At 45.8% G+C, this 25,500-nt stretch carries 20 protein-coding genes and 2 pseudogenes; 9 read left to right on the top strand and 13 right to left on the bottom strand.

Annotated features, from left to right (window positions below; translation table 11 throughout):
- Nucleotides 1–73: 73 nt before the first annotated feature.
- Together A8140_RS16675 and A8140_RS16670 are read right to left on the bottom strand one after the other, a co-directional pair.
- Entirely contained in the window at nucleotides 74–856 is a 783-nt protein-coding gene (locus A8140_RS16675) for a helix-turn-helix transcriptional regulator (protein WP_005534607.1), read from the bottom strand.
- Between the two features lie 31 nt (nucleotides 857–887).
- Nucleotides 888–1,421: pseudogene (locus A8140_RS16670) on the bottom strand (YbhB/YbcL family Raf kinase inhibitor-like protein).
- A 189-nt stretch (nucleotides 1,422–1,610) separates the two neighbouring features.
- On the opposite strand from A8140_RS16670, the gene A8140_RS16665 reads away from it, so the two are divergent.
- Nucleotides 1,611–2,402, top strand: a complete 792-nt coding sequence (locus A8140_RS16665) for a PhzF family phenazine biosynthesis protein (RefSeq protein ID WP_005534604.1) — start codon at nucleotides 1,611–1,613, stop codon at nucleotides 2,400–2,402.
- Nucleotides 2,403–2,519: 117 nt separating this feature from the next.
- Here the strand turns inward: A8140_RS16665 and A8140_RS16660 are convergent, their stop codons facing one another.
- From A8140_RS16660 to A8140_RS16625, 8 genes and pseudogenes are all read right to left on the bottom strand, one after another.
- Nucleotides 2,520–2,882 (bottom strand): RidA family protein, encoded by a 363-nt coding sequence (locus A8140_RS16660; RefSeq protein WP_005534602.1) that lies wholly within the window; start codon nucleotides 2,880–2,882, stop codon nucleotides 2,520–2,522.
- Between the two features lie 14 nt (nucleotides 2,883–2,896).
- A pseudogene (locus tag A8140_RS16655) lies at nucleotides 2,897–3,942 on the bottom strand (lactonase family protein).
- Nucleotides 3,943–4,021: 79 nt separating this feature from the next.
- On the bottom strand, nucleotides 4,022–6,475 hold the full coding sequence (locus tag A8140_RS16650) for a beta-N-acetylhexosaminidase (protein ID WP_005534595.1): 2,454 nt from the start codon (nucleotides 6,473–6,475) through the stop codon (nucleotides 4,022–4,024).
- Between the two features lie 90 nt (nucleotides 6,476–6,565).
- Nucleotides 6,566–7,195: a bifunctional 4-hydroxy-2-oxoglutarate aldolase/2-dehydro-3-deoxy-phosphogluconate aldolase gene (locus A8140_RS16645; protein ID WP_005534593.1), complete on the bottom strand. Its 630-nt coding sequence runs from the start codon at nucleotides 7,193–7,195 to the stop codon at nucleotides 6,566–6,568.
- 16 nt (nucleotides 7,196–7,211) lie between these two features.
- The gene (locus tag A8140_RS16640) at nucleotides 7,212–8,156 is read right to left on the bottom strand and encodes a sugar kinase (RefSeq protein ID WP_005534591.1); all 945 of its coding nucleotides are present in this window, start codon (nucleotides 8,154–8,156) and stop codon (nucleotides 7,212–7,214) included.
- A 102-nt stretch (nucleotides 8,157–8,258) separates the two neighbouring features.
- On the bottom strand, nucleotides 8,259–9,779 hold the full coding sequence (locus A8140_RS16635) for a sodium:solute symporter family protein (RefSeq protein ID WP_005534589.1): 1,521 nt from the start codon (nucleotides 9,777–9,779) through the stop codon (nucleotides 8,259–8,261).
- Between the two features lie 234 nt (nucleotides 9,780–10,013).
- Nucleotides 10,014–10,406, bottom strand: coding sequence for a RidA family protein (locus tag A8140_RS16630; protein ID WP_005425100.1), 393 nt, complete (start codon nucleotides 10,404–10,406; stop codon nucleotides 10,014–10,016).
- 51 nt (nucleotides 10,407–10,457) lie between these two features.
- Nucleotides 10,458–11,903: an N-acyl-D-amino-acid deacylase family protein gene (locus tag A8140_RS16625; protein WP_005534585.1), complete on the bottom strand. Its 1,446-nt coding sequence runs from the start codon at nucleotides 11,901–11,903 to the stop codon at nucleotides 10,458–10,460.
- 179 nt (nucleotides 11,904–12,082) lie between these two features.
- Here A8140_RS16625 and A8140_RS16620 point away from each other — a divergent pair, with 179 nt between their 5' ends.
- The 5 genes from A8140_RS16620 (at nucleotide 12,083) to A8140_RS16600 (ending at nucleotide 17,655) form a co-directional block, all read left to right on the top strand.
- The gene (locus A8140_RS16620; protein WP_005534583.1) at nucleotides 12,083–13,354 is read left to right on the top strand and encodes an amino acid deaminase; all 1,272 of its coding nucleotides are present in this window, start codon (nucleotides 12,083–12,085) and stop codon (nucleotides 13,352–13,354) included.
- An 89-nt stretch (nucleotides 13,355–13,443) separates the two neighbouring features.
- A complete protein-coding gene (locus A8140_RS16615) occupies nucleotides 13,444–14,307 on the top strand; it encodes a MurR/RpiR family transcriptional regulator (RefSeq protein ID WP_005534581.1) in 864 nt (287 codons plus the stop codon).
- A gap of 369 nt (nucleotides 14,308–14,676) precedes the next feature.
- Complete coding sequence (locus tag A8140_RS16610; RefSeq protein WP_414826159.1) at nucleotides 14,677–15,627, top strand: HlyD family secretion protein; 951 nt, start codon at nucleotides 14,677–14,679, stop codon at nucleotides 15,625–15,627.
- Nucleotides 15,628–15,631: 4 nt separating this feature from the next.
- On the top strand, nucleotides 15,632–16,558 hold the full coding sequence (locus A8140_RS16605) for an ABC transporter ATP-binding protein (protein ID WP_005534577.1): 927 nt from the start codon (nucleotides 15,632–15,634) through the stop codon (nucleotides 16,556–16,558).
- Nucleotides 16,558–17,655 carry an ABC transporter permease gene (locus A8140_RS16600; RefSeq protein WP_005534574.1) on the top strand — a complete coding sequence of 366 codons (1,098 nt, stop codon included), beginning with the start codon at nucleotides 16,558–16,560 and terminating at the stop codon, nucleotides 17,653–17,655. Before A8140_RS16605 ends, A8140_RS16600 begins: the two co-directional genes overlap by 1 nt.
- A gap of 115 nt (nucleotides 17,656–17,770) precedes the next feature.
- Here A8140_RS16600 and A8140_RS16595 read toward each other — a convergent pair whose 3' ends face one another.
- From A8140_RS16595 to A8140_RS16585, 3 genes are all read right to left on the bottom strand, one after another.
- Nucleotides 17,771–19,369 (bottom strand): hypothetical protein, encoded by a 1,599-nt coding sequence (locus A8140_RS16595; protein ID WP_005534572.1) that lies wholly within the window; start codon nucleotides 19,367–19,369, stop codon nucleotides 17,771–17,773.
- Between the two features lie 463 nt (nucleotides 19,370–19,832).
- The gene (locus A8140_RS16590) at nucleotides 19,833–20,165 is read right to left on the bottom strand and encodes a hypothetical protein (protein ID WP_033000167.1); all 333 of its coding nucleotides are present in this window, start codon (nucleotides 20,163–20,165) and stop codon (nucleotides 19,833–19,835) included.
- Between the two features lie 229 nt (nucleotides 20,166–20,394).
- Nucleotides 20,395–21,321: an endonuclease/exonuclease/phosphatase family protein gene (locus A8140_RS16585; protein WP_005531964.1), complete on the bottom strand. Its 927-nt coding sequence runs from the start codon at nucleotides 21,319–21,321 to the stop codon at nucleotides 20,395–20,397.
- A 497-nt stretch (nucleotides 21,322–21,818) separates the two neighbouring features.
- Here A8140_RS16585 and A8140_RS16580 point away from each other — a divergent pair, with 497 nt between their 5' ends.
- The 3 genes from A8140_RS16580 (at nucleotide 21,819) to A8140_RS16570 (ending at nucleotide 25,499) form a co-directional block, all read left to right on the top strand.
- A complete protein-coding gene (locus A8140_RS16580; protein ID WP_005531961.1) occupies nucleotides 21,819–22,256 on the top strand; it encodes a hypothetical protein in 438 nt (145 codons plus the stop codon).
- A gap of 135 nt (nucleotides 22,257–22,391) precedes the next feature.
- Nucleotides 22,392–23,780: a TolC family protein gene (locus A8140_RS16575; RefSeq protein ID WP_005531960.1), complete on the top strand. Its 1,389-nt coding sequence runs from the start codon at nucleotides 22,392–22,394 to the stop codon at nucleotides 23,778–23,780.
- A gap of 12 nt (nucleotides 23,781–23,792) precedes the next feature.
- Nucleotides 23,793–25,499 (top strand): efflux RND transporter periplasmic adaptor subunit, encoded by a 1,707-nt coding sequence (locus A8140_RS16570; RefSeq protein WP_005531958.1) that lies wholly within the window; start codon nucleotides 23,793–23,795, stop codon nucleotides 25,497–25,499.
- Nucleotide 25,500 lies beyond the last annotated feature (1 nt).

The following is a 25,500-nucleotide window of genomic DNA, read 5'->3' as shown; positions in this document are numbered from 1 at the left end:
AAACACCAACTGCGTTGCACTCGGTAAAACGCGCGTGAGCGATTAAACGCACACAAGCAATTATTCGCTAGCGCTAACTGACCACAACCGTTTTGATGTAGTCACTCGGAGTCAATCCGAACTTGCCTCTAAAGCGTTGACTAAAACGACCTTCCGATTGATAGCCACAAAGTTGAGCCAACATCGCAACGTTATAGTGGCCATTTTGCATTAAATACAATGCATGATTTAAACGTACTTCTGCCAACACCTCTCGATATTGAGTCCCTTCTTGCTTGAGTTTACGGATCATGGTCGCCCGGCTCATGGCAAATCGTTCAGCAGCCTCTTCCAACGAATGTTCTTCACCGGGAGAGAAGGATAAGTAACGACTCAATTTTTGGCTAAATGTGATGTTTGAGCTAACAAACAGGTGGTGTAATGCTCCACGTTCCGCAAGCTGCTGATATAAACCCATGACCCAAAAAGTTTGTGTCTCTTTGCTCATACCATGTTGTTCAAAAGCATACAGCGCATTTAACGTCTCATGTAACGCATTATCTGCGGCTAATCTCGGCGATTCATCCCTTGTTCCGACACGCATACTCAATTCAAGCATTGCGCCTGTCGGTGAGCAATGGAAGCTAAACATTCTGGAGAGAAACTGCCCTTTCTGTGGCAAGTTCTCAAAGCTCAGCGATGCAGAAGCTTCGCAAAGTAGTAATTCAGAATGGGAAATATCCAGCGCCGATTCCTTCCAGAAAAGGCGCTTACTACCCGTAATGATCTGAATAATGCTCGGGGAATGAATCCTCACATTGCGAAGCTTCTGTAACTGCTCTGCACGAAATATCGTAATTTGATATTGATGACTCATTGTTTCCCCTTGCTTTCGCCTCTGTCGCACCTTAGCGCGTGTAAGTTGCCGTCAGTTTTGCTTTGTCTAGCGCCATGCTATTTAGTGTAAAGCCAACCACCGCCGCAGGTGTATTCTCATCAAGATTTAGTTTGGCCGTTGGCAACGCCCATACTGTGAAATGGTAACGGTGCATACCGTCCGCTTTTGGAGGACAAACACCACCAAAGCCTACGGTTCCGTAATCAATACGAGACTCTTTACCACCCAATTTCTCAATGTTCACACCGCGTGGAAGTTCATTCACGTTAGTAGGGATATTAAACGCAACCCAGTGCCAGAAACCACTGCCAGTAGGCGCATCTGGGTCATAAGCCGTGATTGCAAAGCTTTTTGTTCCTGCTGGTGCATCCTTCCACATCAATTGTGGAGATTGGTTGCCACCATCACAGCCCTAGCTGTTGTATTCAAACGTTTTTGCCATTGGGTGGCCTTCTTGAATGTCATTACTGGTTAACTCAAATGCTTGAGCTGAACCCACTGCCAATAAGCTTAATGCCAAAACCGATTTAGTAATTACTTTCATGATGATGCTCCTATTTCTTAAGTTCGGGGTAAGTATTTGCCCCAAAAGAAATAGCAACCTTTCATTAAGTGTCAATAAAGGTCATTTTAAGCCAACAAGTGACACTTTGAGTAATATTTTCAATTTCGTGCTTATCAGCGACCTATTTCGTTTATGCTGATTAGCCCAAAAGCAAACAAGGAAGCGTAAATGGAACTAGATATCTACGTGGTGGACACGTTCACCGATACGCAATTCAAAGGCAACTCTGCAGCGGTGGTGCCGTTAGAGGAATGGCTTGCTCCAGAGTTGATGCAAAGTATCGCGACAGAAAACAACTTATCGGAAACGGCCTTTCTAAAATCCATTGGCGCAAACCAATATGAGATTCGTTGGTTCTCTCCTATAACTGAAATCGACTTTTGTGGACACGCCACACTGGCCTCGTCGTTAGTGCTGTTTGATGAGCTTGGCATTAGTGGCACGATTGAGTTTCATACTCTGGAAGTAGGAACCCTCACCGTAGAGAAGAATGCGCAAGGTAAGATTGAAATGACGTTCCCTGCTCGTCCTCCAAAAGCCGTTTCTGATATTCCCTTGGCATTAATTGAAGGCTTAAGTTGCGATGTGGAACGCGTACTGCTTAGCCCTCAAGCGTATTTCGTGGTGGTCGACAGCCAGCAGGAAGTACTTGAGGTTCAATATCGTTCCGAACACCTCAAAACACTCGCTCCTTACGATGTGGTCGTTACTGCGAAAGGCGATCAACAAGACTTTGTATCGCGTTACTTTTGGCCTGCAAATGGTGGCGACGAAGACCCAGTAACCGGCTCGATTCACGCTGGATTAGCACCATTCTGGGCAGAGGAATTAGGTAAAACATCACTGGTTGCTTATCAAGCTTCTCAGCGCGAAGGCATTCTTCATTGCGAAGTTATTGGCGAACAAGTAAGAGTATCTGGCGACGGCGTGCTTTACATGAAAGGTAAGATTTTTGTGTAACCCTTTAGCTTGTCTTTAGCATTAGCCCAATAAAACAAAGCCCAGCGTTATTGAGCTATATAACGCTGAGCTTGAGGGTAACGCTGGGCTTGATGATTTAAGTAAGGTGATGTCGAACTACTGGAACTTCTCACCCGCAGCAGCAACGAACGCCATTTCTACTAGCAGTTCAGGGTTCGCCAATTCAACTTTTACGCAAGCACGGCTTGGTGCGCAGCCCTCAGGGAACCACGCATCCCATACTTCGTTAAGGGCATCGAAGTTAGCAAAATCTGTCACGTAAATCGTCACAGATAAGATGCGCGATTTATCGCTATCAACACTGGCTAGCATTTGCTCGGCTTGGTCGAAAATCTGTTGTACTTGCCCTTTCATATCCGCAGTGGTGTCAGCTTCTGCCACCTCAACAAAGTTGGCAATACCGTTGAATACAGTTACATCAGACCAACGTTTGCATGGATTAATACGATGAATTGTCATGTTGTTTCTCTTAATTACGGCTTCTCAACCAAACACACAGGCGCACCGATGTCGCACGAATATCCGGTTGGAGTGATAACGCCAGTTTCCGGATTCCTATGGAAGCTAGCGACATTATGTGAATGTTGATTAGCAACGAGCATCCAGTGCCCGTCACGGGATAAAACAAAATCTCTTGGGAACGCGCCACCACAATCGGACGCCGCAATTTGAACCGGAGTATTACTCGTTACATCAAATGTACTGATCAGATTTTGCGCACGGCAAGAGACATAGACAAAACGCTCATCTGCAGAGAGACGAATAGCAGACGCCGCTTCTTTGTTTTCTTCATCGGCTAGCAGTTTAACTTTCTGAGTCAGATTCCATTGTCCGTTTTGCTTGCGAAGTACCACCAGCGTTTCGGACAGTTCGCAAACAACGTACGCGACAGACTCATCACGATTAAAGATCAAATGACGAGGTCCAGAGCCAGCTGGCATAGCGATGCTTTGAGAAAGTGAAAACTTAACTGTCTCACCATCATTGTCGTAGTCATAGAAATGAACACGGTCTGTGCCTAAATCGACCACAGCCAATTGAGCGGAGTGTTTTGGAAAAGTGACTTGATGGGAATGAGGTGAAGTCTGACGGTCAATATTCGGCCCATTGCCTTCTACATACAATTCTGCAATGGATTTCAACGGCTTACCTTGTTCATCAAGTTGGTAAACACTTACATTGCCGGAACCGTAGTTTGCAACAGCGAGTAACTCTTCTTTAATGTCGATATGGCAAGGGTAGTCACCTTCAATTGGCAATCCATAGCTGTCTGTTTTTTCAGCAAATATCAGCTCTGCACCTGCCACGCGATCGACTTCATTAAAGGTATATAAACCCTCTCCTTTGAGCGCAAGGTAGGAAGGGTTACGAATCGTTTTTACTGCGTCTGGAACAAGTTCATTAATGAGCGTTAAGCGCCAGTAGCAGTATCGAGAGAAACACACGCAATGCCCTGACTTTGGCTTGGTGAATCGGTATAGGTGCCTACATAAAAATGTAAGTGACCATTTACTATCATAGGAAACCTTTAGTAGATAAAAGAGTACTTAACCGATAAGATGCCGCCTACGTTACCAGACGGCAATCCCTTTTAGTTATCAATCGGTTAAAGTGTGAAGCAACTGCTCGGTTGGTACTACGATGGCGACAATCGTTTCATCAAAAATAATCGCATTTTCATCGATAGTGCGTTGATACGCTTCAGCGTCAGATTGGCTAATATCACTGCCCTGCTTAGCAAGCTCAATCAAGGTTAAACCTAAATCGGCAACTTTGATTGCGGCATCTGCAACTGGCACCGTTTCTACCGACGCCACATTTGCAGCGAAAATAGGTTTGGCTTGCTGCGCCGCTAACTTAACGCTCTGATAATGCATCGCCAACGCATCCAACGCGGTTTTATCACCTTGAGCATAAGCTGCGACCAAATCTTTCATCTCGTACACTGCTAGGCTTTCTACTGGCAGTGCATCCGCAAAGCGGTTTAGTCGCTCATACTGGTTGTACAAATCGCCTTCATTTGGCGTAGAGATCCACTTCTCCCAATGACGAGCATAGTATTGAGCCGGCTCGATGTACTTCGCTAATGTTTGTAGCGGCGTTTCATCTGCACCATTAGCAAGACGTTTCAACATCATATTGGCATCGGCATGATGACGTAGACCAAGCGAAATCTCAGACCATGTATCCATCACCGTCATGCGCTTGTACATGCTGCGCTCATCGGTTAGCTCCTGACTCGACCATAGACGCTCAGCAATCGCGTAGCTTCTCGGCCATAAACGTTGCTCGATGGTCATTGAATCGAGGTTCTCACCCCAAATTGTGATTTCTCCACCTAAGATTAGCTGCTGTTCTTTCTCGGTCAACTCAGCCGGATAACCACCTTTCGGCTCAGGAATGACGCCTCCTGCCATGTCACTGCTCGCGACCAATTCTCCAGTCGCAGGCCAACGAACATTGCCAATCAATTGGTAACTGGTGTCTTTCAACTTGCCATCAGCAAAGTCATAGTTGAATTCGGTGTAAGACATAAAGTTATCGAAGTGCCCTTTAAACTTCACACCCGGCACATACTCGATGATGAACACTTCTTCGCGAGACTTGCCGTTGTAATCGGTAAACGCACGGTAGCTGCCGTCTGTAGCTTCAATAATGGTTAGATTACCTGTACGTGGACCACCTTTGTTGCGTGGTTTCACCCAATCATAAGTCGCGAATTTCTCACCTTGATGAAGTTGGTCATCAACCGTGATGCCTTTCGGCATTGGATCATTGCGGTAGTGGTAACTGGTTGGCTGTGGCTGGTCTAAGTAGTAGCCTGTTGAGAGAATGCCTTGGTAGCCCTCTTTTGCTGCTCGACCGATACTGTCATGCCCTTGCCAACTTTGAATCACAATCGAGGTTGGAAGGTCTTTGTGCCAGATTTCATCCCAGCCAGTCATCTTCTTACCGCGCTGTTCCAGCATCTGTTCGACCTTGGTGTTCAGATACGATTGCAGACCACGTTCACCATCCAGGTTGTTGCCTTTGATGAACTGTTGAATCTTCGGGTTGTCTTTCCATTGTTGGTAATTTGGTTCATCCCCGCCGATATGAAAGTATTCATCTGGGAAGAGCTCAATCACTTCGTCAAACACACTCGCTAGCATCTTGTAGAGTTCAGGGTTGGTCGGGTCCATTAACGGCTCAAACACACCCCAGCCACGCTGGTGCGGATAAGATTGCTCACCCATACCAGACATTAATTCAGGGTAAGCGTGCGCTACGGCCGAAGCATGTCCCGGCAAAGAAATTTCAGGGATAACTCGAATGCCAAGGTTACGCGCGTAATTCACCACATAGCGAATTTCATCTTTGGTGTAGTAATCACCGTCTGCGGTGTCTTGCCAAAGCTTTTGGTAGTTATCGAGCTGGATACGAATCGCTTGGTCATCCCAAATATGCCAATGGAAGACGTTCATTTTTGCTGATGCCATCGCATCGAGTTGACGAAGAATCACGTCGAGTTCAATGAAGTGACGAGAAGTGTCGTAGGAAACACCACGCCAAGGAAAGCGCGGCTCATCTTTAATGGATACTGCAGGCACAAAGTATCCAGTCTCGTCCGTAGTCACTAACTGCAAGAAGGTTTCCAAACCATGGAAAGCACCGTAAGGGCGTTCGGAGCGAATGATGATCTGACCATTGCGCGATTCAAGTTGGTAGGATTCACCACTGTTAATGTCTTGCACCTCTGACTTGGGCGCATTACGAATATCAATCACCAAGGTTGCGTCTTTTTCCGACTCAGCATGCCAGTTCAACATTGGTAAGCCAGTTTGACGATATAGACGATCCATGGTGCGCTTGGCGTTGAACTGCACGCGAGGAGAATCGTAGCCTTTGATGTAAATGCTGAAGGATTTATCCAGTGTGACTTTACCCTGCCCCAACTCTACATTTTGTGGGTAAGGCATTAGGTTAAGATCGGTGTTGGGAGTCATCGCCATCGCTGCCGTTGGAATTGTGATTAAGCCTGAAATGAGTAGTGCTAATGTACCTTTGTTCATCCGCGCCATCCTGTCGTTGTTATTATTGTTCAACCCAAGTCACGCTATTTAATGGAGTCTCGCGACTTGGGTAAAAGAGCTCTGTTTGCGTTACGCGACCAGCTCTACTGCTTCACGAACCAGCTTGCCAATTTCGTCCCATTGTTCGTTCTCAATTAAGCTCGGTGCCACCATCCAAGTACCACCGCAACAAACCACACGGTCGATGGCTAGGTAATCATTGACGTTGTTCTTACCGATACCGCCTGTCGGCATCAGACTCACATCAACATAAGGTGCGAGTAGCGACTTCACCATCGCAATACCACCGCTCGCTTCCGCCGGGAAAAATTTAAGGAAGTTCAAACCCAGCTCAAGTGCTTGTTCAACCTGACTTGGGTTATTGACGCCCGGTACGATTGGCATATTGATTTCTTGGCAGCGACGCACGGTATTTGGGTTCAACCCCGGCGCGACAATAAACTCCGCGCCCGCGTCTTTCGCTTGGGTAATTTGCTCTGGCGTTAGTACCGTGCCAGCACCGATGCACATTTGCGGGTAAGCATCACGCATGGCTTTAATCGCATCGGCAGCGGCTTCTGTTCGAAACGTCACTTCCGCAACTGGCAGACCGTTTTCTACTAACACTTTCGCCAGTGGGATCGCGTGCTCAACCTTATTGACTTGGATAACAGGAATAACTTTAAATTGCTGAAGTTGCTGAATCATTGCTTGGGACATAATACGTTCTCGGAAATTATCGAATTAGATGAGTCATGGCGTCATTTGGAATGATCGCGCCAGGATATTGAATAACGGTTGCTGCTAGTGCGTGACCGAGTTGGGCAGATTGCTCGCAACTTTGTCCGGTCAATCGGCCAGCAAGGTAACCAGCAGCAAATGAATCGCCAGCGGCACAAGTGTCGATTACTTTGACAACCTTCTCGGCCGCTACGTATGCGCTTTGCTTGTCATCACCATGCGACCAAACCAATTTGCAAGGCTCACAGCCACGTTTAATCACGATTTCTTGGCAACCAAAGCGAAGGCAGCGCTGCTCGGCACTTTTCTCTTCACCCCATACCAAGACATCATCGTCCTCAGTGATAAGTGCAATATCGACTAAAGGTAGAATTTGGCTGTACCAATACTTTGCCTCTGCTGCAGACCAAAGTTGAGGACGGAAGTTGTTATCGAAGATAACCTTGCCTCCACCTTGTGTGAGCTGACTTAACGCCTTTTTAAGCCTTACTTTGCTATCGTCATTTAGAATCGCAATGCTGATGCCACTTAGGTAGAGATAATCCAGCTCTCGGTTCGCAATCGCGGCTTCTAATTTGTTGAGCGAAGAGGTAGAGAAGTAACTTTTAACGGCTGCACTGTCACGCCAGTATAGAAAGCTGCGTTCGCCTTCTTGGTCGGTCTGCACCATGTACAAACCCGGCAATTGAGCTGGGAAGATCTCGACAAGATCAGTCGCAATGCCTTCTTGTTGCCAGTTTTCCAGAAGCCCTTGAGAAAGTACGTCTTCCCCAAGACCGGTCGCGTAAGACACTTGGACAGAGTGCTCAGCCGTTAGTCGAGAGAGGTAAAGTGCGGTATTGAGCGTGTCGCCACCAAAGCCTTTGCGAATTGGGTCGCCGCTCAGTTCAATCATGCATTCGCCAAAGAAAGCAATTTTAGTCTGGGATGAATCGGTCATCGTTCACCTACTTTGGATAAATTTAGAATGGTGGCTCGGGGGAGCCACCAGTTTGTCAGGAGCTTATGAGCGAGTTTCTGTTCGAGCCGAAACTCTTTGCTGTTAAGCGTTTTGATTTGCTGTTGTACGGTTTTTTAATGAAGCATCTTCTTCTAGAACACCATCGTCAGACAGTTCCATTTCCATCAGAGCACGCTCATCATCTAGGATTGCTCGTGCCATTTCTGGTGACACTTGGTTAGCTGGAGTCACTAGGCTCACTGCCACACCAGCAGTTAGAGCAAACAAGCAAGATGGAATCACTGGGTTGCCCCAGAAAGCGGTTAGGTCCGGGCTCATCATTACAGCAAATGAAGCGATAGACGCACCTGCCAATGTTGCCAATGCACCTTGCCAGTTGTAACGCTTCCAGAAGCGACCCAACATACCGCACACGAACATGCCAGACATAACTGTCGAGATCATCTTAGTGATGTAGCCGATGATGTCGTTCGAAGTTAGAGCGAACAGCAATGCACAACCGATCACCACAACCAAAGCTAAGCGAGAGTAATTCAACATAGATTCTTTGTTTGGCACGCGACCGGTGAACATGACGTAAACATCACGCAGTAGGATAGAAACGCCCGCAATCGCATCGGAACTCGCACTCGACATGGTTGCTGATAGACCAGCAATCAGAACGATAAGACCAACACCTACTGGCAATACCGTTGCCGCGATGTATGGGAAAGCAAAGTTTGCATTATTCAGCTCGGGGTCAATCGCATGCGCCGCCATACCAATGACTGCAGGGATGATGGAGAAGAACAAGTACAACACACCAGACGCTACGAATGAACGGCGGATGGTTGATACATCTTTGCCTGAATAGATACGTTGGCGGAATGAAGGCGTTGCAAGTACACCCACACCAATCACAACAGCAAGAGAAACTGCTGGGATTAAACCAAGCTTATCAATCGCAAGGAAGCTAACCGCTTCTGAGTCCATGGCAGAGTAGAGGTTATCCAAGCCGCCAATGTGTTGCACAGACAGTACCGCCATTAGGATGAAGCCAACGAATAAGATGATAGCTTGAATGGTGTCCGTCCAAACCACCGCAGTGTAGCCGCCAATAACAACGTAAATGGTAAACGCTGCTGCGATGATCATCTTCGCAGTGCTCAGCTCAATATCGGCAATCCACGCGAGGTACATACCACCACCAAGGATGTGTGCGCCCAACCAGCCAATAGAAGCGATAAAGATAAGCAGACCAACCACGTTCTTCACGATGCGGTTTGCACCTACGTAGTATGCGAGCTCTTCACTCATAGTCATAAAGTTGAGTTTACGAACTGGCGCAAACCACAGTGCCAATAACAAGATACCAATTGCGCCACCAATGCCGTAAAGCGCACCAGCCCAACCGTTTGAATAACCAAAGCCAACCGCGCCCATACTAGAGCCAGTGCCAACCATGGTTGCTACCGTGGTACCTAATACGAGGAACAGAGGTAAGCCTCGACCACCGAGTAGAAAGTCTTCACCTGATTTTTGATTGCGAGAGACAAACCATCCCAACCAAATTAAAAATAAGACATACGCACCGAAGCCGGTAAGAAAAAGTGTACTGTTCATTGAACACCTCTCATATCAAAATCCATCTTTCAGATTGATATAATTCCAGCAGCAAGTATTAGATTTTATTCCAGAAATTATCTAATTTTATTTTTATAGTATTTGCTAAATATATTAGGCACTACTGCTTTATGAAATTATATTTATGTAGGGAGTGAGAGTGCCAAAAAGATAATAACAGGAAAGTAATTATTTCCGGCACTCTATTTTATTTAATTAGGCAAAGTGTGATTTCTATCGGCGATCTTCGCGGTAGCAAGTCACATCGACTTCAACTTTCACGTCCACCACGAGGTCACACACCATGCAAATACGTGCAGGTGGGTGATCACCAAAGAACTCTCTGAACACTTTATTGAACGATTGGAAGTAACGAGAATCCGTTAGTACCACTTTTACGTGTACCACGTCAGCTAGCGTGTAGCCTGCTTCCTCCATGATATCAACACAGTTTTGAATCGCTAGGCGAGACTGGTCAACGATACCGCCTTCTACCACTTCGCCGTCAGTCATTGGTGTTTGACCCGATACGTATAAGAAGCCGCCCGCTTCCGTTGCTCGTGCAAATGGTAAATGTTGACCGCCAGTACCTACGCCGCCTTCTACACCATAACGTTTAATTGACATAATATTCTCCAGTGATAATGCTTAATCTATAAAATTAATTTATTTAATAAGTTATTGATGGGTATTTTTTCGATAAATAAATACGCCATTTCTATTTTCGGTGACTTTATCTTTTAAATAAGATAGCTCGCCATTTACAAATACAGATTCAATACCTTGCGCGACAGAAATTGGATTTTCGAACGTTGCTGTATCTTTAATTGTATTTGGGTTAAATAAAACCAAGTCCGCGTAAGCACCTGTTTTTATTTCCCCACGATCTTTCAGTTGGTAGCGTGTTGCTGACATCCCCGTCATCTTGTGAATCGCTTCTGCCAATGGGAAAAGCTGTTCTTCACGGCAGTAATGCCCCAAGACTTTCGGGAACGTGCCCCACAAACGTGGATGTGGATGCGGGTCATTTGGTAATCCATCCGAGCCCACCATGGTCAACTTATACTTAAGGACACGTTTGACGTCGTTTTCATCCATGCAGTGATAAACCGCGCCCGCAGGTTGCAACGCTTTCGCCGTTTCCATAAGAGGCAGTTGCATCTCATCAGCAATGTCTTTCAGCATCTTGCCAGCGTGTTCAGGTTTACTTTCAGACCAAGTGATGAAGATGTCGATTTCATCCGTCACCTGTTTTAAATCCAGCGTTGAAGAACTTGCAGAATATGGGTAGCAATCGCAAGACACGTCTTGATGCTCAGAAACCTTATCCATCAAATCCAGCACTTCTACCGTACGTCCCCAGTTACCTGCACCAGCGCATTTAAGGTGAGAAATCACCACGGGCACTTTGGCGTACTGCCCAGTTTCAAAGGCTTCTTCCATTGCGCTGATGATTTCTTCAAACTCAGTGCGCATGTGCGTGGTGTAGATACCACCGTGATGACCGAGAATTTCCGCTAGGCGCATCACTTCATCCGCGTTGGCTTGCTTGGCACTCGCATAAGCAAGACCCGAGCTCAAACCCAATGCGCCCTCTTCCATCGCTTGTGCCAGTGTTTGGCGCATTTGCTCGATTTCTTCATCGGTAGCCGTGCGCAGTAAGTCGTCCATCACGTTGTTACGTAGAGTTGTGTGACCAACTAACGCAGCAACGTTGACCGCAGGGCCCGCCGCTTGTACCGCCTTCGCATACTCCGCAAAAGTTGGGTATTTGAAGTCTTCCTGCTTGCCCAATAGGTTCATTGGGTCTGGCGGAGTATCACTGAGTACCGCAGGGCTCGCGCTAATTCCGCAATTGCCTACGATTACCGTTGTCACGCCTTGGCTGATCTTTGGCAAGCAGTCAGGGTAACGAATCACATTGGTGTCATCGTGCGTGTGCACATCAATAAATCCCGGAGCCAACGCAAAACCCTGACCGTTGATAACCTTCTTTGCAGAAAGCTCGTCTAGCTGCCCTACTTGCTCGATACGATCTTGACGAATCGCAACATCAGCAATGAATGGTGCTGAACCCGTACCGTCAAATACCTCTACGCTTTTGATAATGGTATCGAACAACATACTTCACTCTCTCCGTCCGTCGTTAACATGATTCCATCTTAATAATTCTTGAAATTTAAACAGTGAAGAAACACACAAAAAACCCAGACTTGTTTGATACTTTCTTACATATTATTTATGGTAGTTAGCAACAAACAATTAATATCAATCACTTAGACCGTGTTAGAAGTAGGTGCGCCATGAAAGACAATCGCCAAAAGTGTGATAAAAACTATCATAATGAGTGTGTTACCACGCCAGGTTACGGAGAAAAGGCTCAACCTGTTGCGTGCAATTCCGATGGGTTACACAGTTTGATCCATGAAGAGATCACACTGCCCGCAGCGGTGATCAAATCTTCTTCATTGAAGAATAACCTCGATTGGATGCAGCGTTTCGCCAATCAGCACAAAGTGAAGTTGTCACCGCACGGTAAAACCACCATGACTCCCGCTTTCTTCCAGCAGCAATTAGAAAACGGCGCTTGGGGCATTACCGTCGCAACGCCGGCTCAGGCAGAGATTGCGGCGCTAGGCGGAGCGAAAAACATCATCATGGCGAACCAACTAGTCGGGCGCGCAAACATGACCATCATCGCCAACTTGATTGAAACCCATGGAATCAACTTCTATTGCTGTGTGGACTCAAGCCGAAACGTCAAAGCGCTAGAGCGTGCGTTTGCTGAACATCAATTGCCTCTTAATGTACTGATTGAGTTTGGAGTCCAGGGCGGTCGCTGTGGATGCCGAAACCAACAAGATGTGGTTGAGCTAGCCACACTCATCCACGAGCAACCTCACCTTACGCTCAAAGGTATCGAGGTCTACGAAGGTGTCATTCATGGTGACAATGCTGAGCAGGACATCCGTGACTTCCTCAACACCACATTAGAAATCGCAGCCCAACTACAAAACGACAAGTTGATTGAGTCTAAACCTCTGGTCACAGGCGCCGGCTCTGCTTGGTATGACGTAGTTTCTGAATGCTTTGCCAACCTAGAAGATTTTGACGCCATCATTCGCCCAGGTTGCTACGCAATTCATGACACAGGCATTTACCTAGACGCACAAAACAAAGTCATGCAGCGCGCTGAAAACAACCAAGGTGCCGCGTGTGACTTAGGTGGTGATCTGGAATCAGCACTAGAGCTTTGGGCTTATGTGATTTCTCGCCCTGAGCCAACCAAGCTAGTTGCCGGCTTCGGTAAACGTGACGTGGCGTTTGATGCTGGATTGCCAATCCCTGAGCGCGCATACCGCGATGGTGAGTCAATCTCTATTGAAAGTGCGGTAACGACCGCGGTAATGGATCAGCATGCGTTCATCGAAGTAGACGCAAACAGCGACCTTCAAGTGGGTGATATGATTGCCTTCTCAACCTCTCATCCATGTTTAACGTTTGATAAGTGGCGTGCAGTGGCAGTTTGTGATGATGAGTATCAAGTCACTCATTGGGTGAAAACCCGTTTCTGATGATGAGCTTAGTGAGGCTTTTCGTTATACTTCATGCCAAACCAGTGGAGGCGGCAAAATCGTCTCCATGCAATAGATAGGAACACAGCTTGAGTTTAGAAGTCGATATTATCTCTCAAATCACTGAACGTTTCAGTGCGCTGCGCGATGCCGAAAAAAAGGTCGCGAAGTTGATCATGGACGACATTCAAACTGCCGCCAATGCCAGCATTACTGAACTGGCACAAAGCGCAGAAGTGAGTGAAGCCACTATCACCCGTTTTGCCAAAGCTGTTGGCTGCAAAAACGTACGTGATATGAAGATCAAACTGGCACAAACCTTAACGGTTGGGCAACGATTCATCCTTGAGCCGCCTGACCAAAGTGGCTACCAAGGCATTTATGAATCGATCAAGCAATCCCTTGATGTAAACCGCAGTTTGATTGTTGAAGAAGATATCGACACTGCTGTGAATTGGCTGCACAGCGCAAGACAAGTGATCTGTATTGGTATGGGTGGCGGCTCAACCATTGCAGCACAGGAGATGCAGCATCGCTTATTCCGTCTGGGTTACCCTGTTGTGGCGTACAACGATGGCTTGTTATCGCGCATGATTGCAGCGACGGCAGACGCGAATGATGTGTTGGTGATGATCTCAGCCACTGGCTATACCCCTGCCATTATAGAAACCGCGCAATTAGCTAAGCAGTACGGCGTGAAAGTTATTGTGATTACTCCGAAAGACACGCCTTTGACTGAGCAAGCCGATTTGGTTCTGTCTATTGAGCACCAAGAGACGGACTTCATCTACAAGCCATCCGCTTCTCGCTACGCGATGTTGGCTTTGGTTGATGTACTTTCGATGGCATTAGCCGTTAATCATAAGCGACGCTCGCGCGATAAACTTCGCCGACTCAAAGTTGCCCTCGACTCTTATCGTGGCGGTTTGGAAAGACAGCCTCTTGGTGATTAAACCAACGTGATTTAGATGCCTTAAGTCTTGGCTATAAAACTCAAACAATGAAGCCCGATGTTCAGCATCGGGCTTTACTTTATCTAGCCGTTTCTTTACGTGTGCACGGTAAACCTGATCCTTGTCTCGATTCTTCAATTTATCTTTCCTAATCCCACCATCATCACGGTAACCCACTATATTTGAATGAGAATATTCTTAGAGACGCATTCAAGAGTGAGGCCAGTTTCAATAATTAATCAATTGATGAATATTGAAGGAATTAACTTCCTAGCCGGACAAAACTGACTCACGTTACACTGAATGCAGTCCCACACTCTTCTATGGCTTGATACGAACTCGAGCTCACCTTCTTAGAGGAAGCGTCGCATGATGAAGCGAATCATTCTTGGCACCTTAGCCCTGACTCTTTTAACTGCCTGTTCCAAAGATGACGGACAGCAAGCCCTTGGCACACTAGAGCGTGACCGCGTAACCTTTACTGCAACCTCTAGCGAGATAATTCGAGCCCTACCCATCAAGGAAGGCAGCCAAGTCACCGAAGGAGAAGTGTTGGTTCAGCTCGATACAAAGAACCAAGGAGCCGTTTTAGCTCACGCCGTAGCCGAACAAGCAAAGGCTGACGCTTATCTTTTGAAATTGACCAATGGTGAGCGACCAGAAGACATTGCCGCAGCACAAGCACGTGTTGCCAGAGCGGAAGCTAAATTGGTTGAAGCACAAAAGAACTACCAACGTAAAGCGGAATTAGTTCGTAAAAAGCTCATCAGCCAATCAGAAAAAGACACCGCTTTAGCAGCCAGAGATTCTGCCCGTGCAGAGCTAGACTCCTCACAAGAAGAGTTCAGCAAACTGACCGCTGGCTCTCGCCCTGAAGATATTGAACAAGCGAAAGCCGCACTCATGGCAGCAAAAGCTGATGTAGCATTGCAAGACCAGAAACTGGCAGAACTCACCATCACCGCCACGCGAGATGGCTTGTTAGATAGCCTACCGTTTAACCTTGGCGAACGCGTCCCTATCAATAGCGTGGTTGCTGTAATACAAGCCAGCCGCGTCCCATACGCTCGTGTTTATGTTCCTGCTAACTATCGAGTCGACTTTGTGCCGGGTAAAACGGTTAACGTGCATGTAGATGGTGTTGAGCAACCATATAGCGGCACCGTTCGTTGGGTAGCGACTGAGCCTTCATTCACACCTTATTTCGCGCTCACCGAGGAAGAACGCTCGCGTTTGATGTACCTAGCAGAAGTCGACCTACAAGACTCCGCACAATCCTTGCCTTCAGGTATCCCAGCGCAAGTGGATTTGGTGGAGTAAGCCAATGACCGAATACGCGATTCAAGCTGAAAATGTAGTGAAAAAGTTTGGTGACTTCACCGCCATCAACAACATCACGCTTAATGTGCCCAAAGGCAGTATTTATGGTTTTCTTGGCCCCAACGGCTGCGGTAAATCGACAACCATTCGTGTGTTAACAGGCCTACTCAGCCCAAGTGAGGGCAATGTTGATGTACTCGGGCTAGAGATCCCAAAACAATCGGAATTGCTGCGCCTTAAGATTGGCTACATGACACAAAAGTTCTCCCTCTATGATGACCTGACGGTTCAAGAGAATCTTGAGTTTATTGGACAAATCTTTGGTATGGAAACCAAGGCCCTAAAAGCTCGCATCGAAGAACAACTAGCCACCTACGGTCTCGACCAACTACGCAAACAGCGCGTAGGCGGAATGAGTGGCGGGCAGAAACAACGCTTGTCTCTCGCCGCAGCCACCATGCACAAACCAGAACTGTTGTTTCTCGATGAGCCCACATCTGCGGTTGACCCAGAGAACCGACGCGATTTCTGGGAGCAGTTGTTTGATCTCTCTGACCAAGGCACGACGATTTTGGTCACAACGCACTACATGGATGAAGCAGAGCGCTGTCATCGTCTGGCTATTATGGAAGCGGGCGAAATTCGCGCCGATGGTGAGCCAGAAGAACTCATGGCGCAAATGGGCGTTAACATCGTCGAAGTCAAAGCGGATAACTTACGCGAGCTAAAAGAGAAAGTCATTCAGCGCAAAGAGGTACGCTCAGCCGCACAGCTCGGCATTCGCTTACGCATTTTAATCCACCAGCACATCGAACAACCGATCGAATGGTTAACCCAAACCTTTCCTGAGCTTGAGGGCTGCGAGATGAACATTGCTCGCCCGAGCTTAGAAGATGTGTTTGTCAGCGTTACGGGGGAAGGTCGCCAATGATGAAATCTATCGCCCGTATGAAAGCGGTAATGATCAAAGAGATCCGTCAGCTTTCACGTGACCGCATTACCTTTGGCATGGTCGTGATGATCCCGTTGATTCAGCTCCTGCTGTTCGGCTTTGCCATTAATACCGATATTCGCAACATTCCCGTTGGCGTCGTCGATCAAAGTGGCAGTACTGCTGGGCGTGTGATCACCGAGTCCGTCAAAGTCACGCAAGTGGTCGATGTGGTCGAAACCTTCGCTACCGCGGAGCAAGCAGAACAAGCCATTCAAGATGGTATCGTTCGTGCGGCTTTGATTCTGCCTAGCGATCTAACCCAGCGTATGGTGCAAGGTAGAGAGCTTGGTCAGTGGATTGTGGATGGTTCCGACACCATTATCAGCTCAGCGATTCTCTCACTACAAACCATGCCGTTAACGGATTTTGATTTTGAGATACGCCCTGCACCGACCAAAACCTTTGAAGTTGCGCTGTATTACAACCCGAGTCGGCGCTCGGCGGTGAACATTGTCCCCGGTTTGTTGGGCGTGATTCTAACCATGACGATGATCTTGTTCACTAGTGCTGCCATTGTTCGAGAACGGGAGCGTGGCAATCTAGAGTTACTGATTACCACACCAATCCACTCTATCGAGCTGATGGTGGCAAAGATCATTCCTTACATCTTCGTAGGTTTGATTCAAGTTTTCATCATTCTCGGTTTGGGTCACTGGATATTTGATGTACCGATAAACGGCGCCATTAGTCAGATATTGTTTGGCACGCTGTTATTCATCGCCGCGAGTTTAACTTTAGGTTTGGTGATATCCACCATTGCGACGACACAGCTTCAGGCCATGCAGATGACGGTGTTTATTCTTTTGCCGTCGATTCTTCTGTCCGGATTTATGTTCCCTTATGAAGGGATGCCCATCGCGGCACAATTGATATCAGAAGCCCTGCCTGCCACTCATTTTATGCGCATTATTCGTGGTGTCGTGCTGCGCGGTGCAGACTTAATGGAGCTATGGCGAGATACACTTTGGTTGCTTGGGTTTACGGTTATCGGTCTCTTTGTTGCTTCACTTCGCTTCAAGAAGTCTCTCGATTAAACAGGGGGTGATTTGAAATGAAATATCAAAATTTGATTAACTTTATTCTACCAGCGTGAGAATATCTAAAATTAGCTCTTTTGAAAATGTTTCTTAAAGAGCTAATTTAATTAATCTACACTTGTGTCACACAAACTAAACCGTGTTTAGATCCCATATGATTTTGCATTCTATATTTATGCTTACCCATCTCTGTAGATAGAAATTTAAGTTGCCAAATATAATATGACCGTGGACCATCGGAAGATAAGAAGTACTTTCGCTCTAAGCTTTCCAACAACCCTTCGTTCTTTAGGTAGTGCCACAAAACTTCATACTCGTTTTTAGTTGCAAGATGTGTTTTTGGAAGGCGACATTTATCTCTTATAGCCCAGCCATTATCCTTAATGTTAAGAAGTTCGCTATTTAAAAGAGTAAACTTTTTTTCTCCGATAGCATAGCTTGGTGATTTAGATAGCTGACTACGAGGTATTTTTACTGTTGAAAAATTATCTGACCCTAGTTCAGACGCCCGAATAAAGATGGGGCAGCTTGGTAAGGAGCTGTATTTAATTGAAATTTCACCCTGATTATTTTCTATTTCTTTATCCCATTCGCATGCTGTAATTACTTGGAAATCGATTTCACTTTGATTCCTTTCATTACCTAAGAATTTTAGTAGGATCTTACTAGACTTTTCATCGACACCAAATACTACAGAATAATCCAAGATGACGTTAGGAAGATTATACGGCTTGATTGTTTCACGCTCTTCTTCAGTTGTGAGCTGCGGAACAATATTTTCGGCAAAATAGTCTGCGAATCCATAAGTCATTCCACTTGCGTGACTAAAACCATGCGCGTGAGCAATCTCATGAAACCAGGTTCGATAGAACCGCTCCGAATATACATTAGAGGGGTTTAGTATAGAGTGCCACGTAGCTGCCCATCCGCCAGTATTCGTTAGATACTGATTAAGCATGACATTGCTACCTCCTCCAACTCCCTCAGAACGATAGCGATTACGCATAACCTTCAACTTTAAATTGTGATCTTGCCCGCCAAAAGCAAGTAAGTTTCTTAATCCATAGGGCAATTGGTTGTCATTATAGTTGCTACAGCGAGAGGGCTGACCTGTGCAGCGATTTATCATAAACTGTTCTATCTGCTCAGAGTATTGCCTTGTATTACTGAGTTGATGTATGAGTGCAATCATGTTTTTGATGGATTCTTTCTGCTCTGGCTCTGGAAAGCTATAGCAAGTTTTAGATAAGTCTTGAGGACTATTACAATCTTCTACGTTATATGGGCCTAGAATAACTCTCGGCAAAAATAAATTTCCTTGATAGGCCACTTCCATAGCGTCAGACACCGCTCGGTCAAAAATTACAATAGCAGAGCCAAAGGCTGGAACCTCAACATTTGATACTACTAATTCAAGGCCGTCTGATTTTTTTAATTTAACAGGAAAGTACTTTGACGGAATTGGAGTATTATTAGTAATTTCCCAGGTAAACTCCGTTATATTTTTAATTTCTATATCGTTAAACCTAAATGTATCTGGTATTTCTCCCTCCGTAATACTCTCTACAAAAGCATTATGCACATGTATAATTTCTTTTTTAACAACCTCTGTATTACGATAAAGCTTTAATGACTTTCCTTCTGTAGCAAAGGCCAGAGCACTAAACAAAAACAAAATAAAAGCTACTGATTTTATTAGCAACCTATCCATATTTACAAAATCTCCAATATTAATGAGCACTATGTGAAAAATTCATAATTGAATTTTATCTAAGATATATGCAAATATAAGAAATTTCTATCAAATGCGTATCATTATCATTAGTAAATATCGATAATTTACTTTCTAAAAATGAAAGAACCTTATACTTTGAAAAATTCAGTGAATTAGATCAAGAAATCAATAAAATATAGTAATATCAAGAGTAAAGCGAGGGTGAAAGACTTATCGTATGACTAGGAGTTGATATTGGGAAATATTTACAAGCTAATTAATACTTAGAAATATAAACAAATAAATAGTCAATAACAATGAAGTATGATGTATGAAGTATGAAGAAAAATTAAAAGATAACTGTTCATCAGTAGAAAAATCTTACTCCCTACTTTGGGGGAAATTCATTTATCTAACAAAACTAATAACATGTCACACGACTATTTTCACTTAGAAAATATCAGTAATATTCACCTAAAGAACAGTCATGCAGATCTGAAATACTATAGCTTCTTAGCGAATTGATTTTGAAGTTGAACGCCACTCGTTTACAGACGTTTTTGCTGTGGTCACTGTAGGTAATATACCCTTCACTGTATGCGCGTTTTCCACTCGTCGAACTTATATTGGCATCAATCTCTAAGTGTGCTTTATGTGCTTCGACACGCGCCATCACCTTTGGAACGTCAAACCATTCTTCTCGATCGGCCATTTGAACCAACATCGACTCTGCCTGTATTTGTAACTCTTGCGGATAAACGTAAAAGCGATTGTATAAAAAATAGGCGCTCATTATGATTACTATTAACACTGCTGAGGTAGTTCTTGTCATGCAAGATGCCTCTTATCGTTATGGATTTATTTTATACTCACCTTCCAGTATAGAAAGCGGGTGAAGTTTAAGTTAAAGAATTCACATAAATATCAAGCGAAAGTCAGAGACCGTCAATTCCATGACAAGCCTAACCCCGATTTAACCCAGTTGTAAGGCTCTAGACACTTTGCCAATAAAAAGTATTAACTCACTGACCCATGAGAGTCGTCACTAACCGATGATCTGAGCCAATTGGTTGATTTGTCGTTGCTCTTGAGCATATTCTTCGATTCGAGTTTTCTGATTTAAGCCAAAGGTGATCAATCCCTATCATGACGAAAGCAGGTACAGGCAAGCCTTTCACTGATGTTGGCCAACTGGCTACGGGTTGAGTTTGAAAACCATAGAACAGCTTGTTAAACCTTGGGCTTGCAGCAGAAAGATTGAAATCCCCAATCACAATCATTTCCGGTGTTGGGTACAAATCAGTAAGCGTCTCTATGGTTCGAATCAGCGCATTTCTGCGTTGCCATAGCGGCTCAGTTCTTGGTGATGGAGGATGCGCCGTCATTAAGGTAATTGGGCTGTCCACTTGCCATTTTGCTCGAACCACCTCTTGGCCATCCGGGGTGTGATAAATTGAAACAGGCTCCAAAGGATAACGACTCAAAATCATCTGATTTGACGGATAACCAACACCGCGTTGGCCGCCGTAATAAAAAGGATAAATATCGTCGAGAAGATGAAGTTTCTCCCCAACTTGAGGCGAGAGTTCTTGCATCACCACCAAATCCGCAGGGTGTTTAAGCAAGTAATTAATGAACTGATTGATGTCCGGATTTTCGTAAAACAGGTTGAATTGGATGATCGTCAGCGGGTTTTCACAGGTTTGGTTGTTCGTTATTTGGGTAGGCAAGAGAAACGCAATAGAAGCGAAGCCAATTATAACGGAGAAAACGGCTTTCACCCAGTGACGGCAAACCAAAAGTACCAAAGCAAAACCTAGGTAGGCAAATAAAAAGAGAGCGGGAATCGAGGTTAGATTCTCCGCCCACCAAATATCATGATATTGCCTTATCACCAGCCAAATTGATGCCGGTAGAAACAACAAAATCCATTTTATGGCTCTCAGCACACGCACTGCCCGTTTAGCAATTACATATTACAAGCTTACATACAGTTTGCGAACTCGCCAGTGCGTTGCTGATCAACAAACAGCGTATCAGCTTAAACAATATGCCTTGCTTCCGTCGCAGGTTCTACGCTTCGCGCTTTTTCGATCACGATAAAAAACGGCCCTATAAGGTTGTCCAACCCTTAACTAAAAAGTTAAGACGTACACCGCTGTAAAATATAATACTACACTGATACTAAGAACCTTTGCTCGAATGCTCATGGTATTAACGCCTATCACTAGATCCTGTTTTTTAATTTTGTATGATGGCGACATCGCTTCTTGCAGCGAGAAGGTACAAGTAAGGATTCAACAAACGCTTTACCCCCTCGATTGTGCAGAAACTGGTGAACTCTACTACTTTTATAAAAAAGGCAATAAAACATTGACCTTCCCCTAAGGTTAACCTTTAGAATCGAAGGGGTTTCATCATTTTCATCAAACACATGGGAAAAGGTATGCACTTAAAATCGCTGCATACAATCTGGTTAACTCTCTTCACAACACTGGTACTTTTGGTATCGAGTGTGGCGAACAGTGAGCCGTTGATGAATATTCAAATGATGTCTACTGGCATGGCTCACCATCCTGCTATGATGAGTGATAACGAACACTGTGGCATGCCTGGCATGATGGACGTCTCCATGACAGACGTTTCTATGTCCGAAGCGTCCGTAGCAGAAAATGGTGGTGTAAGAGAAACCAGCATGAACTGTGGTGGAGGCTCCGGCATGGTTCATACCTGCTGTACTGCCGCATGTACGATAGTTTTCGTCCCCCTAGCGAACCCTATCAATAGCCCAATGCCAGTCGTCTATCGCGCAACTATTACTCCTGAAGTTGCTTCCCCAGTCGTACACGTCAGCCGCGACCTTTACCGACCTCCTATAGCCTAAATCCGTCCTAGCATTCGACCCTGCGTGTGTACCGCAGGTTGTTTTAATGCGCCTGAACGATGAGGTAACAAGGCTTTACTGTTCCCGCAATAAAATCCGCACCTCCATCGATCCGGCGAACACTGGATTTAGATTATGGATATCAAACCATACCGCTTAGCTGAACCTATTTTTATGGTGGCTCTGGTCGCTGCGCCAACCTTTGTTAACGCCGCAGGTAAAGAGACGCACACAGCGCAAAATTCCGCATCAAGTGAGCGAGCTTCAACGACCAAGCTTGCCCAACTGATCAACGTCGCTTTGAGTAATGATGGCAATCGTAAGCAATACTCAGCGCAATCTGCTGCCATGCGTGAAACGGGCGTTGCAAGCTCTACCTTGATGGACCCAAAACTGAAAGTGGGTTTTGGTGGCTTGCCTGTCGACAGCTTCAAATTCGATGAAGACCCAATGACCAACATCTCCGTTGGTTTAATGCAACAGTTTGAGCGTGGCTCTACGCTTGATTTACAGCAGAAGAAAGCCAATCAACAAGCCGACGGCCTTGGACTTCAAGTTCACGCTCGTGAACTTGAGGTGGCTAACAGCATGACTCAACTGTGGTTAGAGCTCGGTTATCAGCAACGTGCGGAGCAAATCATGCTTGAGAACCGCAAGTTGATGAAGGAGATGGAAAACTTTATTCAAACCAACTATTCGATTGGTAAGAGTGAAGCGCAAGACCTGCTCAACGCCCAACTTCAAGTCAGCAAGTTAGATGAGAAACTGCAAGCCAACGCACAAATGCAACGTCGTCTTATCTCTCAACTCTCCGAATGGTTGGGGTCAGATTGGTTGGCAAACGAACAGGCTCTGCACGCGAGCAATCAATTGAACTGGGACACGCTGAACAACAAACTTGCTTCCAGCATCGACTCCACCAAGCACTACCAGCAACTCAGCCAACACCCGATGGTTAAGATGGCCGACATCAGCATTTCTGCCAATAAAACTCAGGTAGAAATTGCTGAGCAAGCCTACAACCCGCAGTTTGGTGTGGAGGTAATGTATGCCTACCGTCAAGCTGACAACATGATGGGTGAGCCTGCCTCTGATTTGGTCAGTGCTTACCTCACAATGGACATTCCGTTGTTCACAGGGGACCGCCAAGACCGCAACCTTGCTGCGGCCCAGTACCAAGTTGGTGCTGCGCAATCACAAAAAGACACCTTACTAACGCAGATGAATGCCAAAGTGAACACTTTGCTGGTTGATCGCGGCAACTTAACCCAGCGTTTAGAACGTTATCAATCCACCTTATTGCCTCAAGCGAAAGCGCGCATTCAAGCCGTTGAGCGGGGTTATCAAAACAACACAGCGCAGTTTAACGATGTGATTTCTGCCACGACTGACGAGTTAGCACTGCAATTAGAGCAACAACGTCTGCTGACCGATCTCAACATCGCAAACAGCAATTTAGCCACCCTACTCGGTGGTTTCGACTATCAAGTCGAGCAGCCAGAACTGTCTGAATTTAAAAAATAATAAGGTAAAACAATGAAAACATTTAAGATTGCAACCATCGCGCTGATTGTTGGTGGTGCTTTAGGGTTTGGTGCTAATCATTTTATTACGGGCTCGGCTCACGACATGAGTGCGATGGGTGGCGAATCTGCTGCAAGCTCTAATGATCCGCTTTACTGGGTTGCCCCAATGGATCCGAACTACAAACGCGACAAGCCGGGTAAATCCCCAATGGGCATGGATTTAATTCCGGTTTACGCGGAAGATCTATCTGGTGAGAAAAGTGCACCGGGTACTATCGCTATCGACCCTTCCGTTGAAAACAACTTGGGTGTAAAGACAGCAAAAGTCACCTTGGAAAAACTGTCCCCACGTATCGAGACCGTTGGTTATATTGCCTTTGATGAAAGCCATCTATGGCAAACAAACGTTCGTGTTGCGGGTTGGGTAGAGAAACTTTACATCAATGCTGTGGGTGAGAAGGTGAAGAAAGGCGATGTGCTTTTCACCCTGTATTCACCAGAGTTGGTTAAGGCACAAGAAGAATTGCTGAATGCGTACCGCACTGGTCGCAACGGTTTAGTGAAAGGTGCGACAGAGCGTTTGGTGACGCTTGGTGTAGACCGTGGTCAAATCAAATCCATCACACGTAGCGGAAAAGCCTCTCAAACCATTGAAATTAAAGCACCGGCTGACGGTGTCATTGCAAGCCTAAACGTGCGTGAAGGTGGCTATTTGTCCCCTGCTCAAGCGGTGATCAGTGCAGGTTCGTTGGACAATGTTTGGGTTGATGCGGAAGTCTTTGAGCGTCAAGCGCACTGGATGAAAGCGGGTTCTCAAGCCACGATGACCCTTGACGCGATTCCGGGCAATGAATGGCAAGGTGTCGTGGATTACGTGTACCCAATCCTCGATCCGAAAACACGTACGTTACGTGTGCGTCTTAAGTTCCCTAACCCAAATGGCGAATTAAAACCAAACATGTTTGCCAACATCGCGCTGCAACCAGTGACCGACGATGCCGTATTAACCATTCCTAAGTCCTCCGTCATTCGTTCCGGTGGTATGACTCGTGTAGTTCTGGCAGAAGGTGACGGAAAATACCGCTCAGCTCGAATTGAAGTCGGTCGTGAAGCCGGAGAGCAAATCGAGGTATTACAAGGTCTGAAGCAAGATGACAAGATAGTCACCTCTGCGCACTTCATGCTCGATTCTGAATCTAGCCAATCTGCAGATCTATCTCGTATTAACGGTGTCGAACCAGAAGCAAAAACGGCATGGGCAAAAGGTGAAATCACCGATGTAATGGAAAATCACCGTATGCTGACCATCAACCACCAGCCGGTACCAGAGTGGGATTGGCCTGGCATGGTGATGAACTTCACTTTCGCTGATGGCATTGATATGGGTGACTTGAAAACAGGCCAAGCCATTGAATTTGAAATGCAAAAGACAGAATCTGGTCAGTACCAAATCATCGACTACAAGGCAGATCAAAGCGTCATTGCAGCAGAAGTTTGGCTAACTGGTGACATCACGATGCTGATGGCTGATTTTGGCATGATCACTTTAAACCACCTGCCAGTAGCTGAATGGAACTGGGATACAGGCGAGATGAACTTCTCGGTCGGTGAAGAGGTGGATTTATCCGGTTTTGAAGAAGGACAAAAGGTTCGATTTCTAGTTGAAAAACAAGGGGCTGACTATGTTCTTAAACAGCTAGAGGCCGTTGAGGAGTAAT

This window comes from Vibrio campbellii CAIM 519 = NBRC 15631 = ATCC 25920, from assembly GCF_002163755.1.
Classification (GTDB): Bacteria; Pseudomonadota; Gammaproteobacteria; order Enterobacterales; family Vibrionaceae; genus Vibrio; species Vibrio campbellii.
Note: the sequence above shows the minus strand (reverse complement) of the source record. Positions and strands in the feature narration are given on the sequence as shown.

Bases quoted from the DNA above. Each gene is read 5' to 3' on its own strand.
- A8140_RS16675 (WP_005534607.1), bottom strand. From the start codon at position 856: ATGAGTCATCAATATCAAATTACGATATTTCGTGCAGAGCAGTTACAG.
- A8140_RS16665 (WP_005534604.1), top strand. From the start codon at position 1,611: ATGGAACTAGATATCTACGTGGTGGACACGTTCACCGATACGCAATTC.
- A8140_RS16660 (WP_005534602.1), bottom strand. From the start codon at position 2,882: ATGACAATTCATCGTATTAATCCATGCAAACGTTGGTCTGATGTAACT.
- A8140_RS16650 (WP_005534595.1), bottom strand. From the start codon at position 6,475: ATGAACAAAGGTACATTAGCACTACTCATTTCAGGCTTAATCACAATT.
- A8140_RS16645 (WP_005534593.1), bottom strand. From the start codon at position 7,195: ATGTCCCAAGCAATGATTCAGCAACTTCAGCAATTTAAAGTTATTCCT.
- A8140_RS16640 (WP_005534591.1), bottom strand. From the start codon at position 8,156: ATGACCGATTCATCCCAGACTAAAATTGCTTTCTTTGGCGAATGCATG.
- A8140_RS16635 (WP_005534589.1), bottom strand. From the start codon at position 9,779: ATGAACAGTACACTTTTTCTTACCGGCTTCGGTGCGTATGTCTTATTT.
- A8140_RS16630 (WP_005425100.1), bottom strand. From the start codon at position 10,406: ATGTCAATTAAACGTTATGGTGTAGAAGGCGGCGTAGGTACTGGCGGT.
- A8140_RS16625 (WP_005534585.1), bottom strand. From the start codon at position 11,903: ATGTTGTTCGATACCATTATCAAAAGCGTAGAGGTATTTGACGGTACG.
- A8140_RS16620 (WP_005534583.1), top strand. From the start codon at position 12,083: ATGAAAGACAATCGCCAAAAGTGTGATAAAAACTATCATAATGAGTGT.
- A8140_RS16610 (WP_414826159.1), top strand. From the start codon at position 14,677: ATGATGAAGCGAATCATTCTTGGCACCTTAGCCCTGACTCTTTTAACT.
- A8140_RS16605 (WP_005534577.1), top strand. From the start codon at position 15,632: ATGACCGAATACGCGATTCAAGCTGAAAATGTAGTGAAAAAGTTTGGT.
- A8140_RS16600 (WP_005534574.1), top strand. From the start codon at position 16,558: ATGAAATCTATCGCCCGTATGAAAGCGGTAATGATCAAAGAGATCCGT.
- A8140_RS16595 (WP_005534572.1), bottom strand. From the start codon at position 19,369: ATGGATAGGTTGCTAATAAAATCAGTAGCTTTTATTTTGTTTTTGTTT.
- A8140_RS16590 (WP_033000167.1), bottom strand. From the start codon at position 20,165: ATGAGCGCCTATTTTTTATACAATCGCTTTTACGTTTATCCGCAAGAG.
- A8140_RS16580 (WP_005531961.1), top strand. From the start codon at position 21,819: ATGCACTTAAAATCGCTGCATACAATCTGGTTAACTCTCTTCACAACA.
- A8140_RS16575 (WP_005531960.1), top strand. From the start codon at position 22,392: ATGGATATCAAACCATACCGCTTAGCTGAACCTATTTTTATGGTGGCT.
- A8140_RS16570 (WP_005531958.1), top strand. From the start codon at position 23,793: ATGAAAACATTTAAGATTGCAACCATCGCGCTGATTGTTGGTGGTGCT.